This window comes from Brevundimonas subvibrioides, assembly GCF_027271155.1.
Taxonomy (GTDB): domain Bacteria; phylum Pseudomonadota; class Alphaproteobacteria; order Caulobacterales; family Caulobacteraceae; genus Brevundimonas; species Brevundimonas subvibrioides_D.
On record NZ_CP114542.1, the window covers coordinates 2,353,508 to 2,375,637 of the forward strand.

The following is a 22,130-nucleotide window of genomic DNA, read 5'->3' on the forward strand; positions in this document are numbered from 1 at the left end:
ACGCGCAATCGCCGAAAGCACAGGGAGGCGTGCATGCTCGATCTGGTCCTGGCCATCGTCCACCATCTGCTGGTGTTCGGACTGGCGATCATGCTGGCGATGGAGCTGGCATATCTGCGCGCCGATCCGGTCCCGATCGCCCGCCTGTCGCGGCTGGACGCCGGCTATGGCGCGGTGGCCGCCCTGATCGTCGTCATCGGCGTCTGCCGTGTGATCTGGGGGGCCAAGGGCTGGGTGGCGTATCAGGCCAATCCCTTCTTCTGGGCCAAGATCGCCACCTTCGTCGTCATCGGCCTGCTGTCCATCGCCCCCACGATCCAGTTCGTCAGATGGAGCCGCGCGCTCCGGGCCGACCCCGGCTTCCGCCCGCCCCCGACCGAGGTCTCCCGCGCCGCCCTGTGGGTCCGGATCGAGGTGCTGCTCCTGCTCCCGCTCGTCGCCTTCGCAGCAGCCATGGCACGCTACTGATCCTGACTCTTCGGGGCAGGGGAACCTGACCAAAACGTCACTTGCCGCCCGGTGCGGTTAACGGCGATACCCAAGCTTCGCGTTGCGAGAGAACGCCGTCGGTTACGGGCCAGGGTCTGTCATACTGGCCGAAAGTACGTCTGAAGGTTCGAAACGTCCGCCATGTCGCACGACGATCACGCGCATCCGGCTCCGTCGGTGGAGCCCATCCCGCACAGCCCGGCAACGCCGGTGCCCGTGGCCCCGCCCCCCGGCGCTGCCGATGCGCCCAGCCGCGTCGAGCCGCCTGCACGCCCGCCCGAGCGTCCGACACCGGCCGTGTCCGACGACGGCATCCTGCGCCCGATCCAGGAGAGCGACTATTTCACCCTGGATCCCGCGGCCATCGCGGCGATCTCGGCCAATATCGATCAGTATTTCAACCAGGCGCTGGATATCTTTCCGTTCTGGGAGACCGAGAACAAGCCGGACCGTTTCCATGTCCTGTTCAGCCGCCAGATCGAGGAGCGTTTCCCGGTCGAGGCGGACATCCGCGGCCGGATCTACGGCTATGGCCGCCGCGTGTTCAACGCCCTGCGCGTTCACGTCCTCACCAAGCGCCTGACGCAGGGTCTGGCCCTGGTCGCCTTCGCCGCCATGGCGATCCTTGGCCCCGGCCTGTTCGCCGAATGGACGGGGGGTCAGCCCCAGGGGCTGGGCCTCGCCATACTGGGTATGCTGGTCGCCCTCGGCCTCTTCTTCGGCGTGTCGTCGATCCTGTTCGTCCAGTACCGCTTCCGGCTGGAGAACGATTCCTACGAGCTCTCGCGCGAGATCGTCCAGCGCACGCGTGAGCTGCAGAACCTGTTCACCAATGCCCGCGCCCTGTCCGACCAGGCCGAGACCCAGTTCGCGACCGACGGCAAGGGCTGGGGCCAGCGGGCCCTGTTCCTGACCCGGCTGGTGCTGTGGATCGCCGCGCGCATGGAGTATCTCGAGAAATACGCCCAGATGGAGCTGTGGCGCGTGCGCCGCGAACGCTACTGGATGCGCTGGGTCGGCCGGATCTCGACCCCGCTCGTCCTGCTGGTCTGGGCGGCCGTCTTCGCCTTCTGGCCCGCGCCGCCCGTCAACGAAGCCGGCTTCCGCGCGCTGCAGGTCCTGGCCCTCGTCATGGCCCTGATCGTCTCGTGGCTGTCCTACTACCGCTGGCAGACGCCGACGGCGGCGGTGAAGGACAAGCTGGGGGTCGACGGCTGGGTCCGCTACGCCTCGCTGGACGTCGACAACACGGTCGGCGACCAGGTCCGGCGCGACAAGGAACGTCTGGTCGAATACCGCGCCCTTACCCGCGGCCGCTGAGCGAGGACCGGACGTCGCGCGCATCATAGGCCTCGACGCCGTCCGGCCTGGCCCCGCGCCCCAGCCGGACCTCCAGAACGGTCGAGGTCGGTGACGGCCCCTGAAAATTCAGCCCCACGCCGACGCCGGTGCTGGTGCCCGAATAGCGGTATCCGCCGTATCGTCCCGCGCTTGATCCGACTCCGACCGAGACGCTGGGCCGGAACCCGCCGGCGCTGTCCGGCCGCCCGTCGATGTAGCGCTGAGTGACCACGAACCAGTCATAGCCCTGCTCGATCGTCAGGTCGGCGGCGCGCAGCAGCGCCCTGTCCGCCACCGGCCCCGGGGCACCCACACCATTGTAGGTCACCCGATAGCGGTCGCTCTCGATCCGCTGTTCCGAATACCCCTGCCCGCCCGGCCCACCCTGCGGGCCATAGGGTGCCAGACTGGCGCAGGCCGTCAGGGACAGGGCGGCGACGGCGATGACGACAGATCGGATCATGGACGCATTCCTTTTCCCCTAAGCGCGGAAACAAGCGCGAGCGTTCCCTGCCGCCCTAATCCTCCCCCTGGGGGTGAGGATTGAGCCCCATCGCCTCCGCCAGCGCCCTGAAATCCTCCGGCGGTTCCGCCGTCACCGTCCGCTCGCCGCCCTCCGGATGCGGAAATCTCAGCGACGCCGCGTGCAGCATCAGCCGGGGTGCGCCCCGTCCCGCCGCCGTCAACGCCCCGCCATAGCGGACGTCCCCGACCAGCGGCCTGCCGATGTGCGCCATATGCACCCGCAGCTGATGCATCCGCCCGGTGAAGGGCTGCAGCTCGACCAGAGCCCCCTCCGCGCTGGCCGCCAGCGTCCGGTACCGGCTCCGCGACCCTTGCGCCCCCTTGGTGTCGAAGGCCGCCACCCGCATATAGCTCTCGCGCCCGATCTCCTCGCGCACCAGCGGCACATTGACGTCGCCCCGGGCCGGTTCCGGCGCGGCCGAGACCAGCGCCAGATAGGTCTTGGTCAGCCGGTGGGCCTGGATCGCCTTGCCCAGAAAGCTCGCCGCCGGCTTGGTCCTCGCCGCCATGATGACGCCCGAGGTGTCACGGTCCAGCCGGTGCACCAATTCCGGCCGCTTGCCGTTCGACCGCGCGAAGGCCCACAGCAGGTCGTCCAGCGTATGCGCCTGGATCCGCCCGCCCTGGCTCGACAGCCCGGCCGGTTTGGCGAAGGCGATGACCGAGGCATCCTCGTGGATCACCCACGACCGAACGGCCGCGATCTCGTCTTCGGTCAGGGATACGGGGGTTCTGAGGGTCACCCCCGCCGGTTAGCGGAGAAAGCCGCGCTTCGCCATCATCCGCGAATACCAGACCAGGAAGACGCACCCCGTCAGGATCACCGCATTCATGACCCACGCCGTGTCGCCCATCACGGCCGCGCCGTTCGACAGGCCATAGCTGTAGATCAGGCTGACCAGAAACGCCGCCAGCGACGCCACGAAGACCGGAAACGCCAGCCGCTTGCGTGCCAGCAGCAGGATCGAGCCGAGCAGGGCCCCCCAGACCCCGACGGCCCACACGCCCGTCATCCAGACCGGCATGGCATGCATATAGGCGATCTGCGGATCGGTCATGCCGATGCCGCGCAGATAGGCGTCCCCGCCCGTCTGGGTCATCGTATAGTCGAAGGGCCCGTAGCTGTTCCACAACAGCCCGACCACGCCGACGACCCAGTAGTGCCAGGGCGTGCGCCCCGACCGCGTATCGCTCATGATGCTGACCATCGTCCCCTCCCAAGACAGTTAGGCGACCGACGATACGCCTCTGCGCATCGCGGGCAACCTTCGCCGGATCAACTTGCGTTGGATTTCGCCGCCCGCATCGCCGACCAGCGTTCCAGCCGCGCCTTGACCTTCTCCTCGTGGCCCTCGCCCTTCGGTTTGTAGAAGACCCGCCGTTCCATCTCGTCGGGAAAGAAGTTCGCCCCCGAGAAGCCCTCCTCGGTGTCCGGGTCGTACTGGTAGCCCTTGCCGTAGCCGAGCTGTTTCATCAGCTTCGTCGGCGCGTTGCGAATATGGGCGGGCGGCATCAGCGAGCCCGTCTCCGCCGCCGCCCGCTTCGCCGCCTTGAAGGCTTCATACACCCCGACCGACTTGGGCGCGGTCGCCAGATGCACCACCGCCTGGGCCAGGGCCAGCTCGCCCTCCGGCGACCCCAGGAAGTCGTAGGTGTCCTTCGCCGCATTGGCGACCAGCAGCGACAGGGGGTCGGCCTCGCCGATATCCTCGACCGCCATCCGCACGATCCGGCGCGCCAGATACAGCGGGTCCTCGCCCCCGTTCAGCATCCGCGCCAGCCAGTACAGCGCCGCGTCCGGGTCCGACCCGCGAACCGATTTATGCAATGCGGATATAAGGTTATAGTGTTCTTCTCTACTCTTGTCATAGGCCGGAGCCCGCCGCTGCAGCGTCGCGGCCAGCGCCTGCACGTCCAGTGGCTCGGGCGGCATGGCGAACAGGGTCTCGGCCATGGTCAGCAAGTATCGCCCGTCTCCGTCGGCCAGGGCCAGCAGCGCCTGACGCGCCTCGGGCGTCAGCGGCAGGAGCACTCCCTCCTCCGCCTCGGCCCGAATCAACAGTTGATTCAGCGCTGCATCGTCCAGCCGCTTCAGCACGAACACCTGGCTGCGCGACAGCAGGGCCCCGTTCAGTTCGAACGACGGATTCTCCGTCGTCGCTCCGACCAGGGTCACCACCCCCTCCTCCACGAAGGGCAGGAATCCGTCCTGCTGGGCCCGGTTGAAGCGATGGATCTCGTCCACGAACAGCAGGGTCGACTGGCCCGCCGCGCGTCTGACCCGGGCCTGTTCGAACGCCTTCTTCAGGTCTGCGACGCCCGAGAAGACGGCCGAGATCTGCTGGTACTGATAGCCTGCCGCCCGGGCCAGCAGGCGGGCGATCGTCGTCTTGCCCGTCCCCGGTGGCCCCCACAGGATCATGGAGCCCAGCCGCCCGGCCTCGATCATCCGCCGGATCGGTCCGCCTTCGCCCAGCAGATGATCCTGCCCCACCACCTCGTCCAGCGACGCGGGCCGCAGCCGGTCGGCCAGCGGCGCGTCGGGGGGATGGATGCCGGAGGCTTCGAACAGGTCGGTCATGCGGGTTGACAGATAGGCGCTGCCCGTCCCCTTTTCACCTCCGGAATTCGACCCAACGAGGCGCGTCATGGAACAGGTGGAGGCCCCCCGGCCGCTGACCGGCATCACCCCCTACCTCAGCATCGCCTCGCGCGGGGCCGATGCGGCCGCCGAATTCTATCGCGCCGCCTTCGGGGCGGTGGAGGTCCGCCGCATGGTCGCCGACGACGGCGAACGCCTGCTGCACGTCCACCTGCACATCAATGGCGGCAGCGTCATGCTGTCGGACGAGTTTCCCGAATACGGCGGCGAGGTCGATGTGGAGCCGAAGTCGGTCACCCTGCACCTCTATGTCGACGACGCCGACGAATGGTGGAACCGCGCCATCACCGCCGGTGCCGTGCCCGTCCACCCCCTGGCCGACCAGTTCTGGGGCGACCGCTACGGCGTGCTCAAGGACCCCTTCGGCCACAGCTGGTCGATCGGCTCGCCGATCCGGAGCCCCTGACGTGTCGGCGCCCTACGTCCCGCCTGATCCGCCGGTCGTGCCCTATCTGGTCGTCCATGATGGCCCGACGGCCCTCGATTGGTATGTCCGTGCCTTCGCCGCGACGGTCATCCTGCGTTACGATGAACCGGATGGCCGCCTGGGCCACGCGGCACTCTCCATCAATGGCGGCACGATCTATCTGGCCGACGAGTTCCCGGAGCTCCACGACCGGATCGGAACCCGGTCGCCACACCACCTGAACGGCAGCAGCTGCAACATCGCTCTGGCCGTCGACGACGTCGATGCCTGGATGGCCCGCGCCGCAAAGGAAGGAGCCATCACCGTCCGCCCGGCCACGGACGACTTCTACGGCCGCCATGGCAAGATGAGCGACCCTTTCGGACACGTCTGGTCCTTTCTGGGGCCGAAGACGGGCCTTTAGCGCACCCGCCCCGACATCACCCGGCCCTGCCGCAACAGGGACACTTCCGACCCCCGCGTGGCCTCCCGGATCGCCGACAGATCGCGCACGGGCCGCCCGTCGATCCGGGTCACCACATCGCCCGGCAGGAAGCCGTTGGCGCGATAGGCATAGCTGTTGCGCGCCACATCGGTGACGATCGCTCCGCTGGCGAAGGGATCACCCCCCAGCCGGTCGGCCAGCGCCGGGTTCAGGGCCGCGACCTGGGCCCCTGCGAACGGTCCCTGTTCGATCGTCTGGCCATTGCCCTTGGCATCGCCCGGCAGGGTCTGGACCCGCGCGTTCAACGTCCGGGACTGCCCCTCGCGCAGGACCGTCACGGCCACGCTGTCGTTGGGGCTCTTCGTCCCGATGCGGAAGTTCAGCCCGCCCTGGTCGTTGATCTCGGCGCCGTCGATGGCGGTGATGACGTCGCCTTCGCGCAGGCCCGCCCGCGCGCCCGGCCCGTTGGCATAGACGTCGGTGACGATCAGCCCCTGCGGCCGGGCCAGGCCCAGCGAGCGGGCGATGTCCGCCGTCACGCTGTCGCCCTTCACCCCCAGCCACGGCCGCACCACCGCCGTCGCGCCGCCCAGCGCGCTGTCCACCACCCGCCGCACCATCGAGGCCGGCACGGCGAACCCGACGCCCGAGGACGACCCCGACCGCGAGAAGATCGCCGTATTGATGCCGATCACATCGCCGTCCATGTCCACCAGCGGCCCGCCGGAGTTGCCGGGATTGATCGCCGCATCCGTCTGGATGAAGGACCCCGAATCCGAAATGCCGGTCTCGGTCCGGTTCAGGGCCGAGATGATGCCGTTGGTCACCGTCTGACCGACCCCGAACGGATTGCCGATGGCCAGAACCAGGTCGCCGACCTGCTGTTCCTCGCGGTCGTCGATGGCCAGGACAGGAAGCTGTTCGGTCACCCCCGTCAGCCTCAGCACGGCGATGTCGGACCGTTCGTCGGCCAGGATCACCTCGGCCGGAAACTCGCGCCGGTCGTTCAGGACGACGCGGATCTGCTGGGCCCCTTCGATGACGTGGTTGTTGGTGACCACAATGCCGTCCGAGCGCACGATGACGCCCGAGCCCGCCGATTCCGCCACCCGCTCGCGCGGCATGCCGCCGCCGAACATCTGGAAGAAGGGGTCGGCCTGCACCCGCTGCACCGACCGCGCCGAAATGTTCACCACCGCCGGGGCCGCCTCGCGCACGACGGGCGAGAAGCTCTGCTTCATGGTCGAGACGTCGGTCGGCGGCGTCCGGTTGGTCGGCTCGGCGAACACGCCGTCCTGGGCCTTGGTTGAGTTGGCGTTGCCGCACGCGGCCAGCGCCAGCGCCGCCGTGATCGCGAGGGTCGAAGTCTTCATGGCGTTCCAGAGTTCAGTCATCCCGGTCGCGCATATCTGTACCGATTTCGGGCGGCTTCAAGGCGCGGGCGATGCCGAAGCTCCGGGCCTGGAATCCGTTTCTTGGGTCAAGCGCCACTCAGTCGGCACGCGCCCGTGCTGCTAGTCCGCAATCGCCAAGGATCTGTCCGGGGTTTCAGTGCGTCGCGGTGCCGCGCGTATTGCAGACGGCAGAAACGACAGCACGATCATCGAGAGGACGACGGCATTGGAAAAGACAAACAGCAATGTCCACCATGGAGATTGGCCGGCGTCTCTGAGGCGACGAATGGTGAAGGCCACGAAGCCCCAAACAAGCGTAAGCCCAAGCCCAAGGGAGATCACCATATCCCAGAGCCTGTCGGGGACTTGAACGACCTCATCGAGGGCACGGCCCAGGACGAGCCATGGCGATGACATCATCTGCGTCACAGGTGCACCCGACTGGATTTCGGCCAAGCCAAACACCACCACAGCGAAGCCTATGGTGAATAAGCCGTATGAGCCTTTGTCGGCCCTTCCCGAGATGCTGAAAAACTCTGCCACGCCTGCCTCCTCCATCCTTCAGCATGGGCGGACCGCCCTGCCTTGGCAACCGATGGGGCTTCATCGATCGAGATCTTCGGGCATCAGGCTGGCCTGCGACCGATCCTGACGCAGGCCCCCCCTACCCTGCGCCCATGACCGCCCCCTACCGCATCCGATCCGAAGACACCTGGGACCAGGCCCGCGAGGCCTATCTGGCGGGTGAACCGGCCGAGAGCGTCTGCGCCCGCCTCGACCTGGGCGTTCGCACCTTTCGCGCCCGCGCCGCCGAAAAGCACTGGCGACGTGTCGATCAGCCCGATCCCGAACCGTTCGAATACGACGATGACGCGGACACCGAGGTCGACGAGGCCGAACTGCGCCGCATGGCCCGCGCCCGCATGGCCCAGGCCGCCCGGCGCGGCTTCGTCAGCGAGGCCCTGCGCTGGGCCCGTTTCGCCGATGCGGTCGCCCGTCAGGCCGAGGCTGACGACCGCCGCGCCCGCCAGCAGGCCCGCGAACAGAGCCGCGACGATCTCGACCAGAACCGTCGCGCCAACGACCTGCTGCGCAAGGCGACCGCCAGTGCCCGCACCCTGGAGCATGAGGCGCGCACCCTGATGGCCACAGACCGCGCCCTGACGGCCCGGCGCGAACTGCACAATCTGCACGATGTGCACGCGAATTCGGCCGACCTGTCGCCCGCCAGCGCCGAACCGGCCCCCCTGAACCGCGCCGACCGCCGCCGGCAGCTCAAGCACGGTCGAAAACGACGATGACGGCACCCCTCCACCTGTCCGAAGCTTAATCTCTGACGACTTGCCCACCGCCCCTGACCGGGCGAAGGTCCGGTCATGACCGCCGTGATCGAAACCCGCGCCCTGACCAAGACCTACGGGACCGTGCGCGCCCTGGACGGGCTCAGCCTGACCATCCCGCGCGGCGGGGTCTATGGCGTGCTGGGGCCCAATGGGGCGGGCAAGTCGACCCTGTTCCGCATCCTGCTGGGCCTGATCCGTCCGACCGAGGGCGAGGCCATCGTCATGGGCGGCAAAGTGGGCGACGTCGCCGCCAGCCGCCGCATGGGCTCGATGATCGAGACGCCGCGCTTCCCGCCCTTCATGACCGCCCGCCAGGTTCTGGAATGGCTGTCCCTCGCCCACGGCCTGACCCCCGACGCCGCCCGCGTGTCCGGCTGGCTGGAACGGGTCGGCCTGACCGAGGCGGCGGACCGCAAGGTGCGCGGCTTCTCCGTCGGCATGCTGCAACGCCTGGGCGTCGCCGCCGCCCTGATCACCGAACCCGAACTGGTCATCCTCGATGAGCCCACCAGCGGCATGGATCCCCCCGGCATCCAGGAGATGCGCGCCCTGATCCGCTCCCTGTCGGAGACGGACGGGATCACCGTCATCCTGGCCAGCCACCAGCTGCTGGAGGTCCAGCGCGTCTGCGACCGCGTCGCCATCCTGAACCGGGGCACCCTGGTCCGCGAGGGCTCGGTCACCGACCTGACCTCGGCCGGCGAACGCCTGCGCCTGTCCCTGACCCCCATGGCGCCGGCCATGGCCATCCTCGGCGACCGGGGCACGGTCGAGGGCGACGCCCTCCTGGCCACCCTCCCCCGCGCCGAGGCCCCCGCCCTGATCCGCGCCCTGGTCGAGGCCGGGATCGACATCGAGGAGGCCCGCTGGATCGGGGCCGATCTGGAAAGCGTCTTCATGACCGAAACCGGTTCCGTCCAGCATGTGGAGGCGATCCGATGAGCGTGATCCTGTTGCCCGACGTCCTGCGCTCCGAGGCCTACCGGCTCGTCCGCAATCGCATGGCCGTGTTCTGGAGCGTCTTCTTCGTGCCGCTGCTGTTCGTGCTCGGCGGCCTGATCTATCACGCGGCCAACAAGGGCAAGGCCGCCGAACTCGCCGCCGCGACCCGTCTGCCGGCTGACCTCTCGGCCACGGCCCCCGTCAATCTGCTGGACGGACTGGGCGTCGGCGTCGGCGGCCTGGCCAATGGAGCCATTCTCGTCTTCATGCTGATCGGGGCCGCCACCCTCTATGCCGGCGACTACCGCTGGGAGACCTGGCGTCTGACCAGCGCCCGCAACAGCCGGGTCAACCTGCTGCTGGGCAAGGTCGCGGTGTTCAAGCTGACGGCGCTGGCCACCATGGCGACCTTCCTGATCGCGGGCCTGATCTTCAGCCTCAGCGAGGCCCTGATCTATGGCAAGTCCCTCACCGTCGACCCGGAAGGGTTCGAGGCCGGGCAGTTCGTGCTTCTGGTCCTGCTCGCCTGGGTGCGGATCGTCCAGTACGCCATGATCGCCCTGCTGACCGCCGTGGTCACCCGTTCGCTACTGGCCAGCCTCTTCGTGCCGGTCGTCATCGGCTTCGCCCAGTCGCTGCTGGGCGGTCCCGGGCTGCCCCTGCTGGGCTGGGAGCCGACCGGGTGGCAGGCGCAACTTCTGCTCCCCGGCCTTGCCTATGACACCCTGAAGGCCGTGATCGCCGGCGCGCCGGGACAGCCCGACGGCCTGGCGCTGAAGGCCATCGTCAGCCTGACCCTCTGGACCCTCGCCCCCCTCGCCGCCGCCATCGCCTGGTTCAGCCGTCAGGACCTGTCGAAGGAGTAGGCGGTCAATCCTCGTCCGGCGCGCCCAGCGGGAAATAGCCCCGGTACGGCCGGGCCTCGTCCAGGGCCCGGGCATAGCTGGGTCGGGACAGCAGGCGGCGGCGATAGGCCCACAGGTGGTTCAGGTCCTTCGGGATCGGATGGGTCCAGTGGGCATAGAGCAGGCCCGGCGCCGCCCCGCAGTCGGCCAGGGTGAAGACCTCGCCCGCCGCCCAGGTCCGGCCCGACATCACCCCGTCCAGCCAGGCATAGGCCGTCTCCAGCCTTGCCTTCGCTTCCGTCACGATCAGGGGGTCGCGGTCCGCCTCAGGCCGCAGGGCGTTGTAGATGATCCGCTGCTGATTGGCCTGCAGGTGGTTGTCGAACACCCGGTCCATGAACCGCGTTTCCAGCGCCAGGTCCGGATCGGTCGGGATCATCGGCGTCGCGGGGTCGATCTGGTCCAGCCGCTCGATGATGATCGACGCCTCGGCGAAGTGGCGCGCGCCCTCCTTCAGCACCGGAAACTGCCCGAACGGCCAGGCCGCCTTCAGCTCCGTCATCGCCCCCTCGTCCTCCAGCATCCGCTGGGTGAAGGGCAGGTCTTTCTCGTAAAACGCCACGATCGCCTTCTGGCAGTAGGACGAGAACGGGTGGCTGTAGAGGATCAGGTCGGTCATGGCCTGATGTCGTCGTTGCCGTCGCCTCAGGTCAAGGGAAACGACGCATCCTCGGCTCGCATGGAACCGGAACCGGCCGTCTCGCAACCGTCACACTAGCGTCATACGCCGATGTCAAGCTTTGCTGTTCCTGGGAGGAAGGGCAAAATGACGCGTGGTCTTCGGCTTGTGGCTTCGATCCTGTCTCTCGCCCTGATCCCGGCAGGGGTCGCAAACGCCCAGACCGTCCAAGCGGCCTTCGCGAAGGGCGGACGCGTCAGTGTCGTCTACGACGGCGGAATGAGCGGCACACTTACGGTTCAGGACCGCCGGAACGGTGCACAGCTCCAGCTGGGTGGCATAAACCTGAATCTCGCTGGCAGTCGGCAGATACCGATATCCGGCGGCTATCACGCCGAAGTCGTCTACGACGGTTCGACCGTGCGCGGGACGGACGCGCTGACCAGCAACTCTGACGTCTTCACGGGCGGTACCTCGACCTTCTACGGAACCCGATCGGGCGAAGTCTGCGACATCGTCGATAACTTCGGCCATCAGTTCCGCGCCACCTGCTCGCTGACCAGGTTTGAATACGAACAGGACGATTCCGGCCCCGGGAGCAGAACGGTGATGCGTCTGGCGGCCGTCGCCACCTCGGCTGTCGATCTGGTCGAACAGGACCGGATCAACCAGCAGGCGCAGCTGGCAGCCCAGCGGCAACGGGAAGCCGAGCAGGCGATGGCGGCGCAGGAAGAGGCGGCGTTCCAGGCGATGCTCGCCTCGCGACCGGCAGCGAGTCGCAGCCAGACAACGGCCCTGGAACAGGCCATCGCCCAGGACTCGCAATCGTGGTTGTTCAATCGGTTTGATCCCGGGTCGGTCAACAGCGTCGTCGTGATGCCCGCGTCAAACGACGGCCTGGTGACGGTCAGGGGGAACTACTCCTTCAACGGCGGTGCCCCGGGCTGGGTTGAGGCCAGGCTTCAGGCAGGCGTCGTGCAGTGCGTCGTCTACTGGGATTTCCAGGATTCATGCAGGCCCGTGATGTCTGCCCCGGCTCCCCGTGATCAAGCGTCGGGCGAAACTTCCACGGCCTACCAAAGCCAGCGCGAAGCCGAGCAGGAGTTCTACAGAAGACAGACCGAGGAAGAGATCGCCAACACCTACAATCGCAGGAACAACATCTACAACTCGCCGGAGTAGGCGCGGATCCTCCGTCTTGCCGGGCGAGCGGATCGCCTTGAACTCAAGGCCTCAAGACAGCCGTTTCTCCATCCAGACATTGCAGCGGACATAGGGTGTCGGCTGGGGTGGCAGGTCCATGAAGCCGAACCGGCGATAGAGCGCGATGGCATGGGCCTGGGCCACATTGGTCTCCAGATACAGGCGCGGCGCCCCCACCGACCGCGCATGGGCTTCGCAGGCGTCCAGCAGCTTTCGCCCCAGGCCCAGCCCCTGTGCGTCCGGTGCCACCGCCATCTTGCCGACCTCACGGCCGCCGTCCGGCATGACCATCAGCGAACAGCACCCGACCGCCTGCCATTCACCCCGGCGTAGGCCGGGGTCCCGCTCCGCCATGAAGATGGCCCCGCCCTTCGACAGGACCGCCCCCTCCGGATCGTCCAGCACCAACCGGTCCTTGGCCTCCAGCGCATAGCCCCCGGCCAGGATCCAGTGCTCGTTCAGAGCGACCCAGGCAGCAGCATGGTCAGGGCGGTAGGGGACGATATCGATCTGCATGGTGCCACCCTGCCCGACGCCCGGGCAAAGAAAAAGGGCGACCCGGTCACCCGGATCGCCCTCAAATCCTGACGCGGTCGCCGAAGCCTATTCGTCGTCGCCTTCGTAGACGGCGACCGGGCCCGAGTCCTGGCCCTTGGCCGAGGTGTCGCGGTCGACGAACTCGATCACGGCCATCGGGGCATTGTCGCCGTGACGGTAGCCGGCCTTCATGATGCGGATGTAGCCGCCATGACGGTCCGCATAGCGCGGGCCGATCGTCTCGAACAGCTTGCCGACCTGGGTCACGTCACGAACGTGGCTGATGGCCTGACGACGGGCGTGCAGATCGCCCTTCTTGCCGAGCGTGACCAGCTTTTCGACGAAGGGACGCAGTTCCTTGGCCTTGGGCAGGGTCGTGGTGATCTGCTCGTGCTTGATCAGCGACGCAGCCATGTTCGCGAACATGGCGGTGCGATGGCTGGCCGTGCGGCCGAGTTTGCGGTGGGCGGCGCCGTGGCGCATCGGGGTCTCTCCTAGTGGCGAGTGCCGAGTGACGAGTGGCGAGAAAAGCGCAGGATCCCCTCGCCACTCGCCCCTAACCACTCACCACTTAACTAAATTTGGTCGTCGAACTTCTTGGCCAGGTCTTCGATGTTTTCCGGGGGCCAGTTCGGCACGTCCATGCCGAGCGACAGACCCATGGAGGTCAGCACTTCCTTGATCTCGTTCAGCGACTTGCGGCCGAAGTTCGGGGTGCGAAGCATCTCGCCCTCGGTCTTCTGGATCAGGTCGCCGATGTAGACGATGTTGTCGTTCTTCAGGCAGTTGGCCGAACGGACCGACAGTTCCAGCTCGTCGACCTTCTTCAGCAGGGCCGGGTTGAACGGCAGGTCGGGCTTGCCGTCCGCCTGTTCCACGGCCTTCTTCGGCTCGTCGAAGGTGATGAAGATCTGCAGCTGGTCCTGCAGGATGCGCGAGGCATAGGCCACGGCGTCCACAGGCGACACGGCACCGTTGGTTTCGACTTCCAGCACCAGCTTGTCATAGTCCAGCGACTGGCCCTGACGGGTCGGCTCGACGCGATAGGCGACGCGCTTGACCGGCGAATACAGGGCGTCGACGGCGATCAGGCCGATCGGGGCGTCTTCGGGACGGTTGAACTCGGACGCGACATAGCCCTTGCCGTTCTGGACGGTCAGCTCCATGCGGATCGAGGCGCCGTCATCCAGGGTGCAGATGACGTGGTTGGGGTTCAGCACCTCGATGTCGGCGGGGACGTCGATCTGGCCGGCGGTCACGGGACCGGGGCCGGTGGCGCGCAGGGTCATACGCTTGGGGCCCTCGGCGTGCATGCGCAGCGCCAGTTGCTTGATGTTCAGGACGATGTCGACGACATCTTCCCGCACGCCTTCCAGCGACGAGAATTCGTGCACGACGCCATCGATCTGGATGGCCGTCACGGCCGCGCCTTGCAGCGACGACAGCAGCACGCGGCGCAGGGCGTTGCCGAGCGTCACACCGAAACCGCGTTCGAGGGGCTCGGCCACCAGGCGGGCCTTGCGCTGGGCATCGGAGCCCAGTTCGATCTGCGGCTTCTCGGGACGGATCAGCTCTTGCCAGTTACGTTCGATCATAGGTGTCCCTAACGAGTGTCGCCGGCTCCTCTCACCTCGTCAGGGAGGCGGAACCGGCGGAGAAATAGAGCAGGCGGCGGGGTAGCTTAGACGCGGCGACGCTTGGGCGGACGGCAGCCGTTGTGCGGCATCGGCGTGACGTCGCGGATGGTCGTAATGGTCAGGCCAACCGACTGCAGCGCGCGCAGGGCCGACTCACGACCGGAACCAGGACCCGAGACGTTGACCTCCAGCGTCTTCACGCCGTGTTCCTGGGCCTTCTTGCCGGCGTCTTCGGCGGCCATCTGGGCGGCGTAGGGGGTCGACTTGCGCGAACCCTTGAAGCCCATGTGACCCGCCGACGACCACGAGATCGCGTTGCCCTGGGCATCGGTGATCGTGATCATGGTGTTGTTGAAAGACGCATTCACATGGGCGACGCCCGAGGTGATGTTCTTGCGCTCGCGTTTCTTTACGCGACCCGGTTCCTTGGCCATGTGTCTGTCTTACTTCTTCTTGCCGGCGATCGGCTTGGCGGGACCCTTGCGGGTGCGGGCGTTGGTGTGGGTGCGCTGACCGCGGACCGGCAGGCCCTTGCGGTGACGCAGGCCGCGGTAGCAGGCCAGGTCCATCAGACGCTTGATGTTCATCGACGTCTCGCGGCGCAGGTCGCCCTCGACGGTGTGATCCTTGTCGATCGTCTCGCGGATCTGCAGGACTTCGGCGTCCGTCAGCTGGTTCACGCGGCGCGAGGCCTCGATGCCCACCTTGCCGGTGATGTCCTTGGCAGCGGCCGGGCCGATGCCATGGATGTACTGAAGCGCGATTTCGACGCGCTTGTTGGTCGGAATGTTGACGCCAGCGATACGGGCCACGAAGATCTCCAGGTACGCGCAAACCGGACGCAACAAACGCTCCGGTCAACAGACCAGGAGCGTGGCGCCCTTCGCGGGAAGCGCGCCTTATACAGGCGATTCAGATTGCGTCAACGGGTGATGGCCGGGGTCAGGCCCAGCAGGGTAATCAGGGCTCTATCCACCGCCGCCAGTTCCTCTGACGATATCCGACCGAGGCGGCGACCAAGCCGCAGCTTGGAGGCGGTGAAGATCTGGTCCGCCATGGCCTTGCCGCGCTTGCCCCCCACATTGACCCATGCCTCGGCAGGATAGAGGCGTTCCGTGTTGCTTGTGACCGGAATGACCTGAACCCGGTTCAGCACGCGGTTCGCCGTGTTGTTGCTGATCACGACGGCCGGGCGGGTCTTCCGGATTTCCCCTCCGATGCTTGGGTCGAAATCCACCCACCAGACTTCACCTCGCCGGGGATAGTCAGTCATCGACGATGACGTCTCCGATCAGTCCTTCACACCATTCATCAGCCTCGCGCTCGCGCTCCCGATCGGCCGCCATGTCCCGATACCCACTTTCCAGCGACGCTTCGTCGACGAACGGGCGAACGAGATCGTTGACGAACCGGCTGATCCGCCCGGGTCCGATCTGCGCCTGCAGTCCGGCATAGACGTCGTCATCCACAGTGATGGTCAACTTTTTCATTCGGCCATCATACGTGTGATCACACGTATCAGCAATCACTGACGACCGAACAGGACCACGACCGTCACCCGGAATCCCTCGACCGGCCGCCCTGCAGCCGTCGTCGGCGGGCGGAAGCGGAAATGGGTCTCCGCCACACGGATCGCCGCCTCGCCAAGGCCCAGCCCCTGCGGACTTTCGGACACCACGCGGCAACCCTCCAGCCGCGTGTCGGACCGGATCACGCAGTTGACCGACGCCCGACCCGGCACCCGCCTGCGGCGCGCCTCCGGTGGCACCAGGGCCAGGATTTCCCCATTGGAGGCCCCGCGCAGGATGAGGGGGCCAGAGCCCGCTCCCGGCCCATCGCCCTCCCCCTCTCCGTCGCCCGTTCCGTTGCCTTGGCCACCCTGGCCCGAACCCGGTGTCGGGGCCGGCTGATCCGAGGCCCCGACAATCACGGCGGGAGCGGGCGCGGGCCTGGAGGGCGCGGGCAGCTCGGGGCGCGGCACGGGACGGGGCGAGACATGCACGACGGAAGGTGCCGCCGGTGCGCCGCCCCCGGCCACTGGGGCGGGCGGCTCGGGCGGAGGGGGTGGTGGAGGACTGGGGATCGGTTCGACCAGCTGCACCTCGATCGGCGTCCGGACCACGACCGGCGGCCGCGAGTGCCCCAGACCGCTCAGGGCGAACAGCACCGCATGCAGCGAGACGACGGCGAGCAAGACGCCGCCCTGACGCCAGCGTCTCGCGGATTTGGGCGTAGCGGGAATGATCGTGCTCCGGTCGCGGCGCCTGCCGCAAGGCCTGGCCGACCAAACGCTACGGCCGACCGAAACGATCCATAGCAGAGCGATGACGACGGTGCATGACCGCAGGGCTCATGGCCCCTTCAGGTCCATCCGGCTCAGGCGCGAGCCAGCGCCCCGGAGATGGCGGTGGCCACGGCCTCGATCGAGCCCATGCCGTCCACCTCGGTCAGCAGACCCCTGTCGCCATAGTAGGGCAGCAGCGGCGCGGTATTGCGGTTGTAGGCGTCCAGCCGGACCTTGAAGCTCTCGGGATTGTCGTCCGGGCGGCCCTGCTCGGCGAACCGTTTCGAGACCCGCTCCAGCAGGGCATCATCGTCGACCTTCAGCCGCACCACGGCGTCGATCTTCTTGCCCAGCTTGACCAGCATGGCGTCCAGCGCCTCGGCCTGGGCAATGGTGCGGGGGAAGCCGTCGAAGATGGCCCCACCGGCCTCCTCGGCTTCCTTCAGCCGGGCGGCGATCAGGGCGATGACGATGTCGTCGGCGATCAGGCCGCCCCTCGACATGATCTCCTGGCACTGCCTGCCCAGCTCGGAGCCGGAAGCGATCGCCTCGCGCAGCATGTCTCCGGTGGACAGCTGGACCATGCCGCGCTGTTCGACCAGCCGCTTGGCCTGGGTGCCCTTGCCGGCCGCGGGGGGCCCGAACAGGATCAGGTTCATGCTCGGTGCCCCTCCCCGGGCCTTGTCTGGGTCAGCGTCTCGAAGGCGCGGGCGCGCCGCGACCGCCACGGCCGCGCAGCTTGGCCTTCTTGATGAGGCCTTCGTACTGGTGCGCCAGCAACTGGGACTGGATCTGCGCCACCGTATCCATCGTCACCGACACCACGATCAGCACCGAGGTACCGCCGAAATAAAGGCCCCGGCCGAAGTTGGCAGAGATGATCTCCGGCAGCAGGCAGACCGCGGTGATATAGGCGGCGCCGATCACGGTCAGGCGGGTCAGGACATAGTCCAGATATTCCGCCGTCCGCTTGCCCGGACGGATCCCCGGCAGGAAGCCACCGTATTTGCGCAGGTTCTCGGCCGTGTCCTCGGGGTTGAAGGTGATCGAGGTGTAGAAGAAACAGAAGAAGACGATCAGCAGGCCGTACAGCACCATGAACAGCGGCTGGCCGTGCGTCAGCTGGGCCGCCACGGTGGGCAGCCATTCCAGCCAGGCCGGCAGGTTGGCGGTCGCGGCGAAGTTCGCCACGGTCGACGGCAGCAGCAGCAGGGACGAGGCGAAGATCGGCGGGATGACCCCGGCGGTGTTGACCTTCAGCGGCAGGAACGAGCGCTCGCCCCCCGCCATCCGGTTGCCTTCCTGGCGCTTGGGATACTGGATCAGCAGACGACGCTGGGCCCGCTCCATGAAGACGATGAAGACCACCACGGCCACGACCATCACCAGGATGAACAGCAGGGCGAAGGCCGACAGCTGACCCTGCTGGGCCAGACCCAGCAGACGCCCGATCGTGCCCGGCAGGACCGCGACGATACCGGCGAAGATGATCAGGGAGATACCGTTGCCGACGCCGCGCGCCGTCACCTGCTCGCCCAGCCACATCAGGAACATGGTGCCGCCGGTCAGCGAAACGACCGTCGTGGCGATGAAGAACAGTCCGGGGTTGTCGACCAGGCTGGGCTGGGCGTTCAGTCCGGCGGCGATGCCGAACGACTGCGCCAGGGCCAGGACCACGGTCAGATAGCGGGTGTACTGGTTCAGCTGCTTGCGGCCGCTTTCCCCGCCTTCCTTCTTCAGCTTCTCCCACGGCGGATACACGCTGCCCATCAGCTGGACGATGATCGAGGCCGAGATGTAGGGCGTCACGTTCAGGGCGAACACGGCCATCCGCTCGACCGCCCCGCCCGAGAACATGTTGAACATGTCCAGGATGCCGCGCTGGCCGTCCGGATTGTTGAAGAACTGCAGGAAGGCTTCGGAGTTGATCCCCGGGATCGGCACATAGGTGCCGATGCGATAAACCAGCAGTGCGCCCAGCGTGAACAGCAGACGTTTGTGCAGCTCGGTCGCTTTCGCGAACGAGCCCATGTTCATGTTGGCGGCGAGTTGTTCGGCGGCCGAAGCCATGTGTCGTTACCCCGACTGATCAGTACGCGGCCAATCGAAACGAATCCGGGGCCAACGTCCAGATAGGCGAAGGGCGGCCGCTTAGCGAGACCGCCCCCCGTGCTTTATTGTTACGCCTTCGAGGCGGAGCGGGTCGTGCGAGCCGAAATCTTGTTGGCATCGCCACGCGGAGCCTTGGGTGCGGGCACCTTGCCCTTGGCGGCATTGCGCTTCTCGACGCGCGCGGCGGCCTTGGCTTCGGCTTCGATCCGCTGCTCGACGACCGAGCCGCCGGCGGCCTCGATGGCCTTCTTCGCACCGGCCGTGGCCGACCAGACGACCAGCTTCAGGGCCGACTTCAGCTCACCGGTGCCCAGCAGACGCACGCCGTCCCTGGTGCGACGGATCACCCCGGCGGCCACCAGGGCCTCGCCGTTCAGTTCGGACTTGGCGTCCAGCTTGCCCGCATCCACGGCATCCTGCAGGCGCCACAGGTTCACTTCGGCCAGCTTCAGGGCGTTGGGATTGTTGAAGCCGCGCTTGGGCATCCGCATGTACAGCGGCATCTGCCCGCCTTCGAAGCCGCCGATGGCGACGCCCGAACGGGACTTCTGGCCCTTGACGCCGCGACCGGCGGTCTTGCCCTTGCCCGAACCCGGGCCGCGGCCGACCCGCATGCGCTTCTTGTGCGCGCCTTCGTTGTCGCGGATTTCGTTCAGTTTCATGTGCCTGATCCTTTCGGGTTCTAGCGCTCGCTGGTTGGGCGAACTCGGCTGTTTGACGAAAGTGGCGAGTGGCGAGTGACGAGTGACGAGGAGAGCAGCGGCCTTGATCCCGGATGCTTTTCACTCGTCACTCGCCACTCGGCACTCGCCACTCCCGAAGGCTTACTTCTCGACGATCTCGGTCAGGTGGGCGACCTTGGCGATCATCCCGCGGACCGAGGGGGTGTCTTCCAGCGTGGACTCGCGGCCCATACGGTTCAGACCCAGGCCCACCAGGGTGGCGCGCTGGTCGTTCTTGCGGCGGATCGGTGAACCGGTCTGCCTGACGGTGACCGTCTTGGCGTCAGTCTTGGCCATTCTCAGGACTCCACGGCTTCGGGCGCGGCTTCCACAGCCGAGGCACCGTCGTTGCGGCGGCCCATCAGGTCGGCGACCTTCTTGCCACGCTTGGAGGCGACCTGACGCGGCGAGGACTGGACCTTCAGCGCCTCGAACGTCGCGCGGATCATGTTGTAGGGGTTGGACGAACCCGTCGACTTGGCCACCACGTCGGCGACGCCGAGGGTTTCCAGGACGGCGCGCATCGGTCCACCCGCGATCACGCCGGTGCCGGGAGGGGCAGCGCGCATCATGATCTTGCCGGCGCCCCAACGGCCGTTGCCGTCGTGGTGCAGGGTGCGGTTTTCGCGCAGCGGCACGCGGATCATCGTCTTCTTGGCTTCTTCGGTCGCCTTGCGGATGGCTTCCGGCACTTCGCGTGCCTTGCCGTGACCGAAGCCCACGCGACCCTTGCCGTCACCGACGACCATCAGGGCTGCGAAGGAGAAGCGACGGCCGCCTTTGACGGTGGCCGCGACGCGGTTGATGTGCACCAGCTTCTCGACGATGTCCGAATCCGGACCGTCGACGGCGGGGGCGTTGCGGTTGTCGCGACGGTTGCGGTCGTTGCCGCCTTGTCCGCCGCCACGTTGGGGTGCTTGGGCCATCTGTCGGTCCTTAGAAGTTCAGGCCGGCTTCACGCGCGGCATCCGCCAGCGCCTTCACCCGTCCGTGATAGATGTAGCCACCGCGATCGAAGACCACGTCCTTGATGCCCTTCTCGATGGCCCGCTCGGCGACCAGCTTGCCGATGGCGGCAGCGGCCTCCTTGTTGGACCCCTTCGAGGTACCGGCCTTGGCGCCTTCCAGCGACGAGGCGGCGGCGACCGTAATGCCCTGGGTATCGTCGATGATCTGGGCCGAGATGTTCTTGTCCGAACGGTGCACGGACAGGCGCAGGCGACCGTTGCCCATCGCCTTGAGGCGACGGCGGTTGCGCTCGGTCCGCTTGGCGGCTTTTTGCTTGAGGGTCGATGCCATGGCTTACTTCTTCTTGCCTTCCTTGCGACGCACCTTCTCGCCGGCATACCGGACGCCCTTGCCCTTGTAGGGCTCGGGGGGCCGCAGCTTGCGGATGTTGGCCGCCAGTTCGCCGACGACCTGCTTGTCGGGGCCGGAGATCTTGATCTCGGTCTGCTTGGGCACCGCGAAGGTCACGCCGGCCGGAGCCTTGATGTCCACTTCGTGCGAGAAGCCCAGTTGCAGCGACAGATCGTTGCCCTTCATCGCGGCGCGATAGCCCACGCCGACCAGTTCGAGCGTGCGCTCGAAGCCGTCGGTGACGCCGACGACCATGTTGTCGACCAGGGTCCGCGACAGACCCCACATCGCGCGGGCGCGCTGGGTGTCGGCACGGATGGCCAGGTTCAGTTCGCCGTCGGTCTGGGTCAGCTCGACCTCTTCGGCCAGGGTCCAGGACCGCTCGGCCTTGGGGCCTTTCACGGTGATGGTCTGGCCGTCGATGGTGACGGTGACGCCTTTCGGCACGGTGATGGGACGTTTTCCGATACGGGACATCTTAGTAGACCCTGCAGAGGACTTCGCCGCCGACGTTGGCGTCGCGAGCGGCGGCGTCGGACATGACGCCCTTCGAAGTCGAAAGGATCGAGATGCCCAGGCCGTTCTTGATCGGCTTCAGGTCGGAAATCGCGGAGTAGACGCGGCGGCCCGGCTTGGACACGCGTGCGATCTCGGCGATGACCGGCTGGCCGTCGAAATACTTGAGCTCGATCTCGAACTGCGGGAATTCACCGGGGTTCTGAACCAGCGAATAGCCGCGGATGTAGCCTTCGTCCTGCAGCACGTCGAGGACGCGCTGGCGCAGGCGGGAGGCCGGGGTGAGCACCTTGGAACGCTTGCGCATGGCCGCGTTCTTCATGCGAGCGATCATGTCGCTCAGGGGATCGTTGATCATCATGTCTGTCGCTCCCCTTACCAGCTGGACTTCGTCAGGCCCGGGATCTGGCCCAGGTTGCCGAGTTCGCGCAGCGCGATCCGGCTCATCTTCAGCTTGCGATAGAAGGCGCGCGGACGGCCCGTCACTTCGCAGCGGTTGCGGATCCGGACGGCCGCCGAGTTGCGCGGCAGCTCGGCCAGCTTCAGGCGGGCGTCGAAACGCTCTTCCAGAGGCAGGCTCTCGTCGTTGGCGGTCGCCTTCAGGGCGGCACGCTTGTCGGCGTATTTGGCGACGAGGGCTTTCACCATCTCGTTGCGGTTCACGGCGCTTTTCTTAGCCATTGTGCTTT

31 protein-coding genes and 1 pseudogene are annotated in these 22,130 nt (G+C 67.0%); 8 read left to right on the forward strand and 24 right to left on the reverse strand.

Annotated elements, in window-relative coordinates; translation table 11 throughout:
• The first annotated feature begins 33 nt into the window (after nucleotides 1-33).
• Both O3139_RS11835 and O3139_RS11840 read left to right on the forward strand, forming a co-directional pair.
• A complete protein-coding gene (locus O3139_RS11835; protein WP_269514273.1) occupies nucleotides 34-468 on the forward strand; it encodes a DUF2214 family protein in 435 nt (144 codons plus the stop codon).
• Between the two features lie 162 nt (nucleotides 469-630).
• Nucleotides 631-1,809 carry a hypothetical protein gene (locus tag O3139_RS11840; protein ID WP_269514274.1) on the forward strand — a complete coding sequence of 393 codons (1,179 nt, stop codon included), beginning with the start codon at nucleotides 631-633 and terminating at the stop codon, nucleotides 1,807-1,809.
• Here the strand turns inward: O3139_RS11840 and O3139_RS11845 are convergent.
• From O3139_RS11845 to O3139_RS11860, 4 genes are all read right to left on the reverse strand, one after another.
• Nucleotides 1,793-2,293 carry a CC0125/CC1285 family lipoprotein gene (locus O3139_RS11845; protein ID WP_269514275.1) on the reverse strand — a complete coding sequence of 167 codons (501 nt, stop codon included), beginning with the start codon at nucleotides 2,291-2,293 and terminating at the stop codon, nucleotides 1,793-1,795. The two genes, O3139_RS11840 and O3139_RS11845, sit on opposite strands and share 17 nt — an antisense overlap.
• 55 nt (nucleotides 2,294-2,348) lie before the next feature.
• Nucleotides 2,349-3,098 carry an RluA family pseudouridine synthase gene (locus tag O3139_RS11850; RefSeq protein ID WP_269514276.1) on the reverse strand — a complete coding sequence of 250 codons (750 nt, stop codon included), beginning with the start codon at nucleotides 3,096-3,098 and terminating at the stop codon, nucleotides 2,349-2,351.
• Nucleotides 3,099-3,107: 9 nt separating this feature from the next.
• Nucleotides 3,108-3,551 (reverse strand): hypothetical protein, encoded by a 444-nt coding sequence (locus O3139_RS11855; RefSeq protein WP_269514277.1) that lies wholly within the window; start codon nucleotides 3,549-3,551, stop codon nucleotides 3,108-3,110.
• Nucleotides 3,552-3,631: 80 nt separating this feature from the next.
• On the reverse strand, nucleotides 3,632-4,936 hold the full coding sequence (locus O3139_RS11860; RefSeq protein WP_269514278.1) for a replication-associated recombination protein A: 1,305 nt from the start codon (nucleotides 4,934-4,936) through the stop codon (nucleotides 3,632-3,634).
• Nucleotides 4,937-5,003: 67 nt separating this feature from the next.
• On the opposite strand from O3139_RS11860, the gene O3139_RS11865 reads away from it, so the two are divergent.
• Together O3139_RS11865 and O3139_RS11870 are read left to right on the forward strand one after the other, a co-directional pair.
• A complete protein-coding gene (locus O3139_RS11865) occupies nucleotides 5,004-5,423 on the forward strand; it encodes a VOC family protein (RefSeq protein WP_269514279.1) in 420 nt (139 codons plus the stop codon).
• A gap of 1 nt (nucleotide 5,424) precedes the next feature.
• Nucleotides 5,425-5,847: a VOC family protein gene (locus O3139_RS11870; RefSeq protein WP_269514280.1), complete on the forward strand. Its 423-nt coding sequence runs from the start codon at nucleotides 5,425-5,427 to the stop codon at nucleotides 5,845-5,847.
• Here O3139_RS11870 and O3139_RS11875 read toward each other — a convergent pair.
• Together O3139_RS11875 and O3139_RS11880 are read right to left on the reverse strand one after the other, a co-directional pair.
• A complete protein-coding gene (locus O3139_RS11875; protein ID WP_269514281.1) occupies nucleotides 5,844-7,241 on the reverse strand; it encodes a Do family serine endopeptidase in 1,398 nt (465 codons plus the stop codon). The genes O3139_RS11870 and O3139_RS11875 overlap by 4 nt on opposite strands.
• 141 nt (nucleotides 7,242-7,382) lie before the next feature.
• Entirely contained in the window at nucleotides 7,383-7,805 is a 423-nt protein-coding gene (locus O3139_RS11880) for a DUF805 domain-containing protein (protein ID WP_269514282.1), read from the reverse strand.
• Between the two features lie 134 nt (nucleotides 7,806-7,939).
• On the opposite strand from O3139_RS11880, the gene O3139_RS11885 reads away from it, so the two are divergent.
• The 3 genes from O3139_RS11885 to O3139_RS11895 all read left to right on the forward strand — a co-directional run bounded on the left by O3139_RS11885 (nucleotide 7,940) and on the right by O3139_RS11895 (nucleotide 10,413).
• The gene (locus O3139_RS11885; protein WP_269514283.1) at nucleotides 7,940-8,563 is read left to right on the forward strand and encodes a hypothetical protein; all 624 of its coding nucleotides are present in this window, start codon (nucleotides 7,940-7,942) and stop codon (nucleotides 8,561-8,563) included.
• Nucleotides 8,564-8,638: 75 nt separating this feature from the next.
• Nucleotides 8,639-9,547: an ABC transporter ATP-binding protein gene (locus O3139_RS11890; RefSeq protein ID WP_269514284.1), complete on the forward strand. Its 909-nt coding sequence runs from the start codon at nucleotides 8,639-8,641 to the stop codon at nucleotides 9,545-9,547.
• The gene (locus O3139_RS11895) at nucleotides 9,544-10,413 is read left to right on the forward strand and encodes an ABC transporter permease subunit (protein WP_269514285.1); all 870 of its coding nucleotides are present in this window, start codon (nucleotides 9,544-9,546) and stop codon (nucleotides 10,411-10,413) included. Before O3139_RS11890 ends, O3139_RS11895 begins: the two co-directional genes overlap by 4 nt.
• A 4-nt stretch (nucleotides 10,414-10,417) precedes the next feature.
• Here the strand turns inward: O3139_RS11895 and O3139_RS11900 are convergent, their stop codons facing one another.
• Entirely contained in the window at nucleotides 10,418-11,071 is a 654-nt protein-coding gene (locus tag O3139_RS11900; RefSeq protein WP_269514286.1) for a glutathione S-transferase family protein, read from the reverse strand.
• 168 nt (nucleotides 11,072-11,239) lie between these two features.
• Between O3139_RS11900 and O3139_RS11905 the strand changes: the two genes are divergently transcribed.
• Nucleotides 11,240-12,253 carry a hypothetical protein gene (locus O3139_RS11905; RefSeq protein WP_269514287.1) on the forward strand — a complete coding sequence of 338 codons (1,014 nt, stop codon included), beginning with the start codon at nucleotides 11,240-11,242 and terminating at the stop codon, nucleotides 12,251-12,253.
• Between the two features lie 51 nt (nucleotides 12,254-12,304).
• Here the strand turns inward: O3139_RS11905 and O3139_RS11910 are convergent, their stop codons facing one another.
• From O3139_RS11910 to rpsN, 17 genes and pseudogenes are all read right to left on the reverse strand, one after another.
• Nucleotides 12,305-12,790 (reverse strand): GNAT family N-acetyltransferase, encoded by a 486-nt coding sequence (locus O3139_RS11910; RefSeq protein WP_269514288.1) that lies wholly within the window; start codon nucleotides 12,788-12,790, stop codon nucleotides 12,305-12,307.
• Between the two features lie 87 nt (nucleotides 12,791-12,877).
• A complete protein-coding gene (rplQ, locus tag O3139_RS11915) occupies nucleotides 12,878-13,294 on the reverse strand; it encodes a 50S ribosomal protein L17 (RefSeq protein ID WP_269514289.1) in 417 nt (138 codons plus the stop codon).
• Nucleotides 13,295-13,386: 92 nt separating this feature from the next.
• Complete coding sequence (locus O3139_RS11920; RefSeq protein WP_269514290.1) at nucleotides 13,387-14,406, reverse strand: DNA-directed RNA polymerase subunit alpha; 1,020 nt, start codon at nucleotides 14,404-14,406, stop codon at nucleotides 13,387-13,389.
• Between the two features lie 86 nt (nucleotides 14,407-14,492).
• Nucleotides 14,493-14,882, reverse strand: a complete 390-nt coding sequence (gene rpsK / locus O3139_RS11925) for a 30S ribosomal protein S11 (RefSeq protein WP_013268944.1) — start codon at nucleotides 14,880-14,882, stop codon at nucleotides 14,493-14,495.
• 9 nt (nucleotides 14,883-14,891) lie between these two features.
• Nucleotides 14,892-15,260, reverse strand: a complete 369-nt coding sequence (gene rpsM, locus O3139_RS11930; protein ID WP_077357905.1) for a 30S ribosomal protein S13 — start codon at nucleotides 15,258-15,260, stop codon at nucleotides 14,892-14,894.
• 110 nt (nucleotides 15,261-15,370) lie between these two features.
• Nucleotides 15,371-15,721, reverse strand: a complete 351-nt coding sequence (locus O3139_RS11935) for a type II toxin-antitoxin system PemK/MazF family toxin (RefSeq protein ID WP_269514291.1) — start codon at nucleotides 15,719-15,721, stop codon at nucleotides 15,371-15,373.
• A complete protein-coding gene (locus O3139_RS11940; RefSeq protein ID WP_269514292.1) occupies nucleotides 15,714-15,938 on the reverse strand; it encodes a hypothetical protein in 225 nt (74 codons plus the stop codon). The genes O3139_RS11935 and O3139_RS11940 overlap by 8 nt, the downstream gene beginning before the upstream one ends.
• A 35-nt stretch (nucleotides 15,939-15,973) precedes the next feature.
• Nucleotides 15,974-16,642 (reverse strand): energy transducer TonB, encoded by a 669-nt coding sequence (locus tag O3139_RS11945; protein WP_269514293.1) that lies wholly within the window; start codon nucleotides 16,640-16,642, stop codon nucleotides 15,974-15,976.
• Nucleotides 16,643-16,824: 182 nt separating this feature from the next.
• A complete protein-coding gene (locus O3139_RS11950) occupies nucleotides 16,825-17,391 on the reverse strand; it encodes an adenylate kinase (RefSeq protein WP_269514294.1) in 567 nt (188 codons plus the stop codon).
• Nucleotides 17,392-17,422: 31 nt separating this feature from the next.
• Entirely contained in the window at nucleotides 17,423-18,802 is a 1,380-nt protein-coding gene (secY, locus tag O3139_RS11955) for a preprotein translocase subunit SecY (protein WP_269514295.1), read from the reverse strand.
• 248 nt (nucleotides 18,803-19,050) lie between these two features.
• Nucleotides 19,051-19,506, reverse strand: a pseudogene (gene rplO / locus O3139_RS11960) (50S ribosomal protein L15); the annotation flags it as partial.
• A 162-nt stretch (nucleotides 19,507-19,668) separates the two neighbouring features.
• The gene (gene rpmD / locus O3139_RS11965; protein WP_209322812.1) at nucleotides 19,669-19,863 is read right to left on the reverse strand and encodes a 50S ribosomal protein L30; all 195 of its coding nucleotides are present in this window, start codon (nucleotides 19,861-19,863) and stop codon (nucleotides 19,669-19,671) included.
• A 2-nt stretch (nucleotides 19,864-19,865) separates the two neighbouring features.
• Nucleotides 19,866-20,492 carry a 30S ribosomal protein S5 gene (gene rpsE / locus O3139_RS11970; protein ID WP_269514297.1) on the reverse strand — a complete coding sequence of 209 codons (627 nt, stop codon included), beginning with the start codon at nucleotides 20,490-20,492 and terminating at the stop codon, nucleotides 19,866-19,868.
• A 10-nt stretch (nucleotides 20,493-20,502) separates the two neighbouring features.
• Nucleotides 20,503-20,865: a 50S ribosomal protein L18 gene (rplR, locus tag O3139_RS11975; RefSeq protein WP_209322810.1), complete on the reverse strand. Its 363-nt coding sequence runs from the start codon at nucleotides 20,863-20,865 to the stop codon at nucleotides 20,503-20,505.
• Between the two features lie 3 nt (nucleotides 20,866-20,868).
• Nucleotides 20,869-21,402, reverse strand: coding sequence for a 50S ribosomal protein L6 (gene rplF, locus O3139_RS11980; protein ID WP_209322809.1), 534 nt, complete (start codon nucleotides 21,400-21,402; stop codon nucleotides 20,869-20,871).
• Between the two features lies 1 nt (nucleotide 21,403).
• On the reverse strand, nucleotides 21,404-21,802 hold the full coding sequence (gene rpsH / locus O3139_RS11985; RefSeq protein WP_013268934.1) for a 30S ribosomal protein S8: 399 nt from the start codon (nucleotides 21,800-21,802) through the stop codon (nucleotides 21,404-21,406).
• A gap of 14 nt (nucleotides 21,803-21,816) precedes the next feature.
• Nucleotides 21,817-22,122, reverse strand: coding sequence for a 30S ribosomal protein S14 (gene rpsN / locus O3139_RS11990; RefSeq protein WP_209322808.1), 306 nt, complete (start codon nucleotides 22,120-22,122; stop codon nucleotides 21,817-21,819).
• Nucleotides 22,123-22,130 lie beyond the last annotated feature (8 nt).

Coding starts and splice junctions, on each gene's coding strand:
- O3139_RS11855 (WP_269514277.1), bottom strand. CDS start 3,551: ATGAGCGATACGCGGTCGGGGCGCACGCCCTGGCACTACTGGGTCGTC.
- O3139_RS11940 (WP_269514292.1), bottom strand. CDS start 15,938: ATGAAAAAGTTGACCATCACTGTGGATGACGACGTCTATGCCGGACTG.
- O3139_RS11875 (WP_269514281.1), bottom strand. CDS start 7,241: ATGAAGACTTCGACCCTCGCGATCACGGCGGCGCTGGCGCTGGCCGCG.
- O3139_RS11860 (WP_269514278.1), bottom strand. CDS start 4,936: ATGACCGACCTGTTCGAAGCCTCCGGCATCCATCCCCCCGACGCGCCG.
- O3139_RS11920 (WP_269514290.1), bottom strand. CDS start 14,406: ATGATCGAACGTAACTGGCAAGAGCTGATCCGTCCCGAGAAGCCGCAG.
- rpsK (WP_013268944.1), bottom strand. CDS start 14,882: ATGGCCAAGGAACCGGGTCGCGTAAAGAAACGCGAGCGCAAGAACATC.
- rpmD (WP_209322812.1), bottom strand. CDS start 19,863: ATGGCCAAGACTGACGCCAAGACGGTCACCGTCAGGCAGACCGGTTCA.
- O3139_RS11840 (WP_269514274.1), top strand. CDS start 631: ATGTCGCACGACGATCACGCGCATCCGGCTCCGTCGGTGGAGCCCATC.
- O3139_RS11935 (WP_269514291.1), bottom strand. CDS start 15,721: ATGACTGACTATCCCCGGCGAGGTGAAGTCTGGTGGGTGGATTTCGAC.
- O3139_RS11885 (WP_269514283.1), top strand. CDS start 7,940: ATGACCGCCCCCTACCGCATCCGATCCGAAGACACCTGGGACCAGGCC.
- O3139_RS11950 (WP_269514294.1), bottom strand. CDS start 17,391: ATGAACCTGATCCTGTTCGGGCCCCCCGCGGCCGGCAAGGGCACCCAG.
- O3139_RS11865 (WP_269514279.1), top strand. CDS start 5,004: ATGGAACAGGTGGAGGCCCCCCGGCCGCTGACCGGCATCACCCCCTAC.
- rpsH (WP_013268934.1), bottom strand. CDS start 21,802: ATGATGATCAACGATCCCCTGAGCGACATGATCGCTCGCATGAAGAAC.
- O3139_RS11845 (WP_269514275.1), bottom strand. CDS start 2,293: ATGATCCGATCTGTCGTCATCGCCGTCGCCGCCCTGTCCCTGACGGCC.
- rplF (WP_209322809.1), bottom strand. CDS start 21,402: ATGTCCCGTATCGGAAAACGTCCCATCACCGTGCCGAAAGGCGTCACC.
- O3139_RS11900 (WP_269514286.1), bottom strand. CDS start 11,071: ATGACCGACCTGATCCTCTACAGCCACCCGTTCTCGTCCTACTGCCAG.
- O3139_RS11835 (WP_269514273.1), top strand. CDS start 34: ATGCTCGATCTGGTCCTGGCCATCGTCCACCATCTGCTGGTGTTCGGA.
- rplQ (WP_269514289.1), bottom strand. CDS start 13,294: ATGCGCCACGGCGCCGCCCACCGCAAACTCGGCCGCACGGCCAGCCAT.
- O3139_RS11890 (WP_269514284.1), top strand. CDS start 8,639: ATGACCGCCGTGATCGAAACCCGCGCCCTGACCAAGACCTACGGGACC.
- secY (WP_269514295.1), bottom strand. CDS start 18,802: ATGGCTTCGGCCGCCGAACAACTCGCCGCCAACATGAACATGGGCTCG.
- O3139_RS11895 (WP_269514285.1), top strand. CDS start 9,544: ATGAGCGTGATCCTGTTGCCCGACGTCCTGCGCTCCGAGGCCTACCGG.
- O3139_RS11910 (WP_269514288.1), bottom strand. CDS start 12,790: ATGCAGATCGATATCGTCCCCTACCGCCCTGACCATGCTGCTGCCTGG.
- rpsN (WP_209322808.1), bottom strand. CDS start 22,122: ATGGCTAAGAAAAGCGCCGTGAACCGCAACGAGATGGTGAAAGCCCTC.
- rpsE (WP_269514297.1), bottom strand. CDS start 20,492: ATGGCCCAAGCACCCCAACGTGGCGGCGGACAAGGCGGCAACGACCGC.
- rplR (WP_209322810.1), bottom strand. CDS start 20,865: ATGGCATCGACCCTCAAGCAAAAAGCCGCCAAGCGGACCGAGCGCAAC.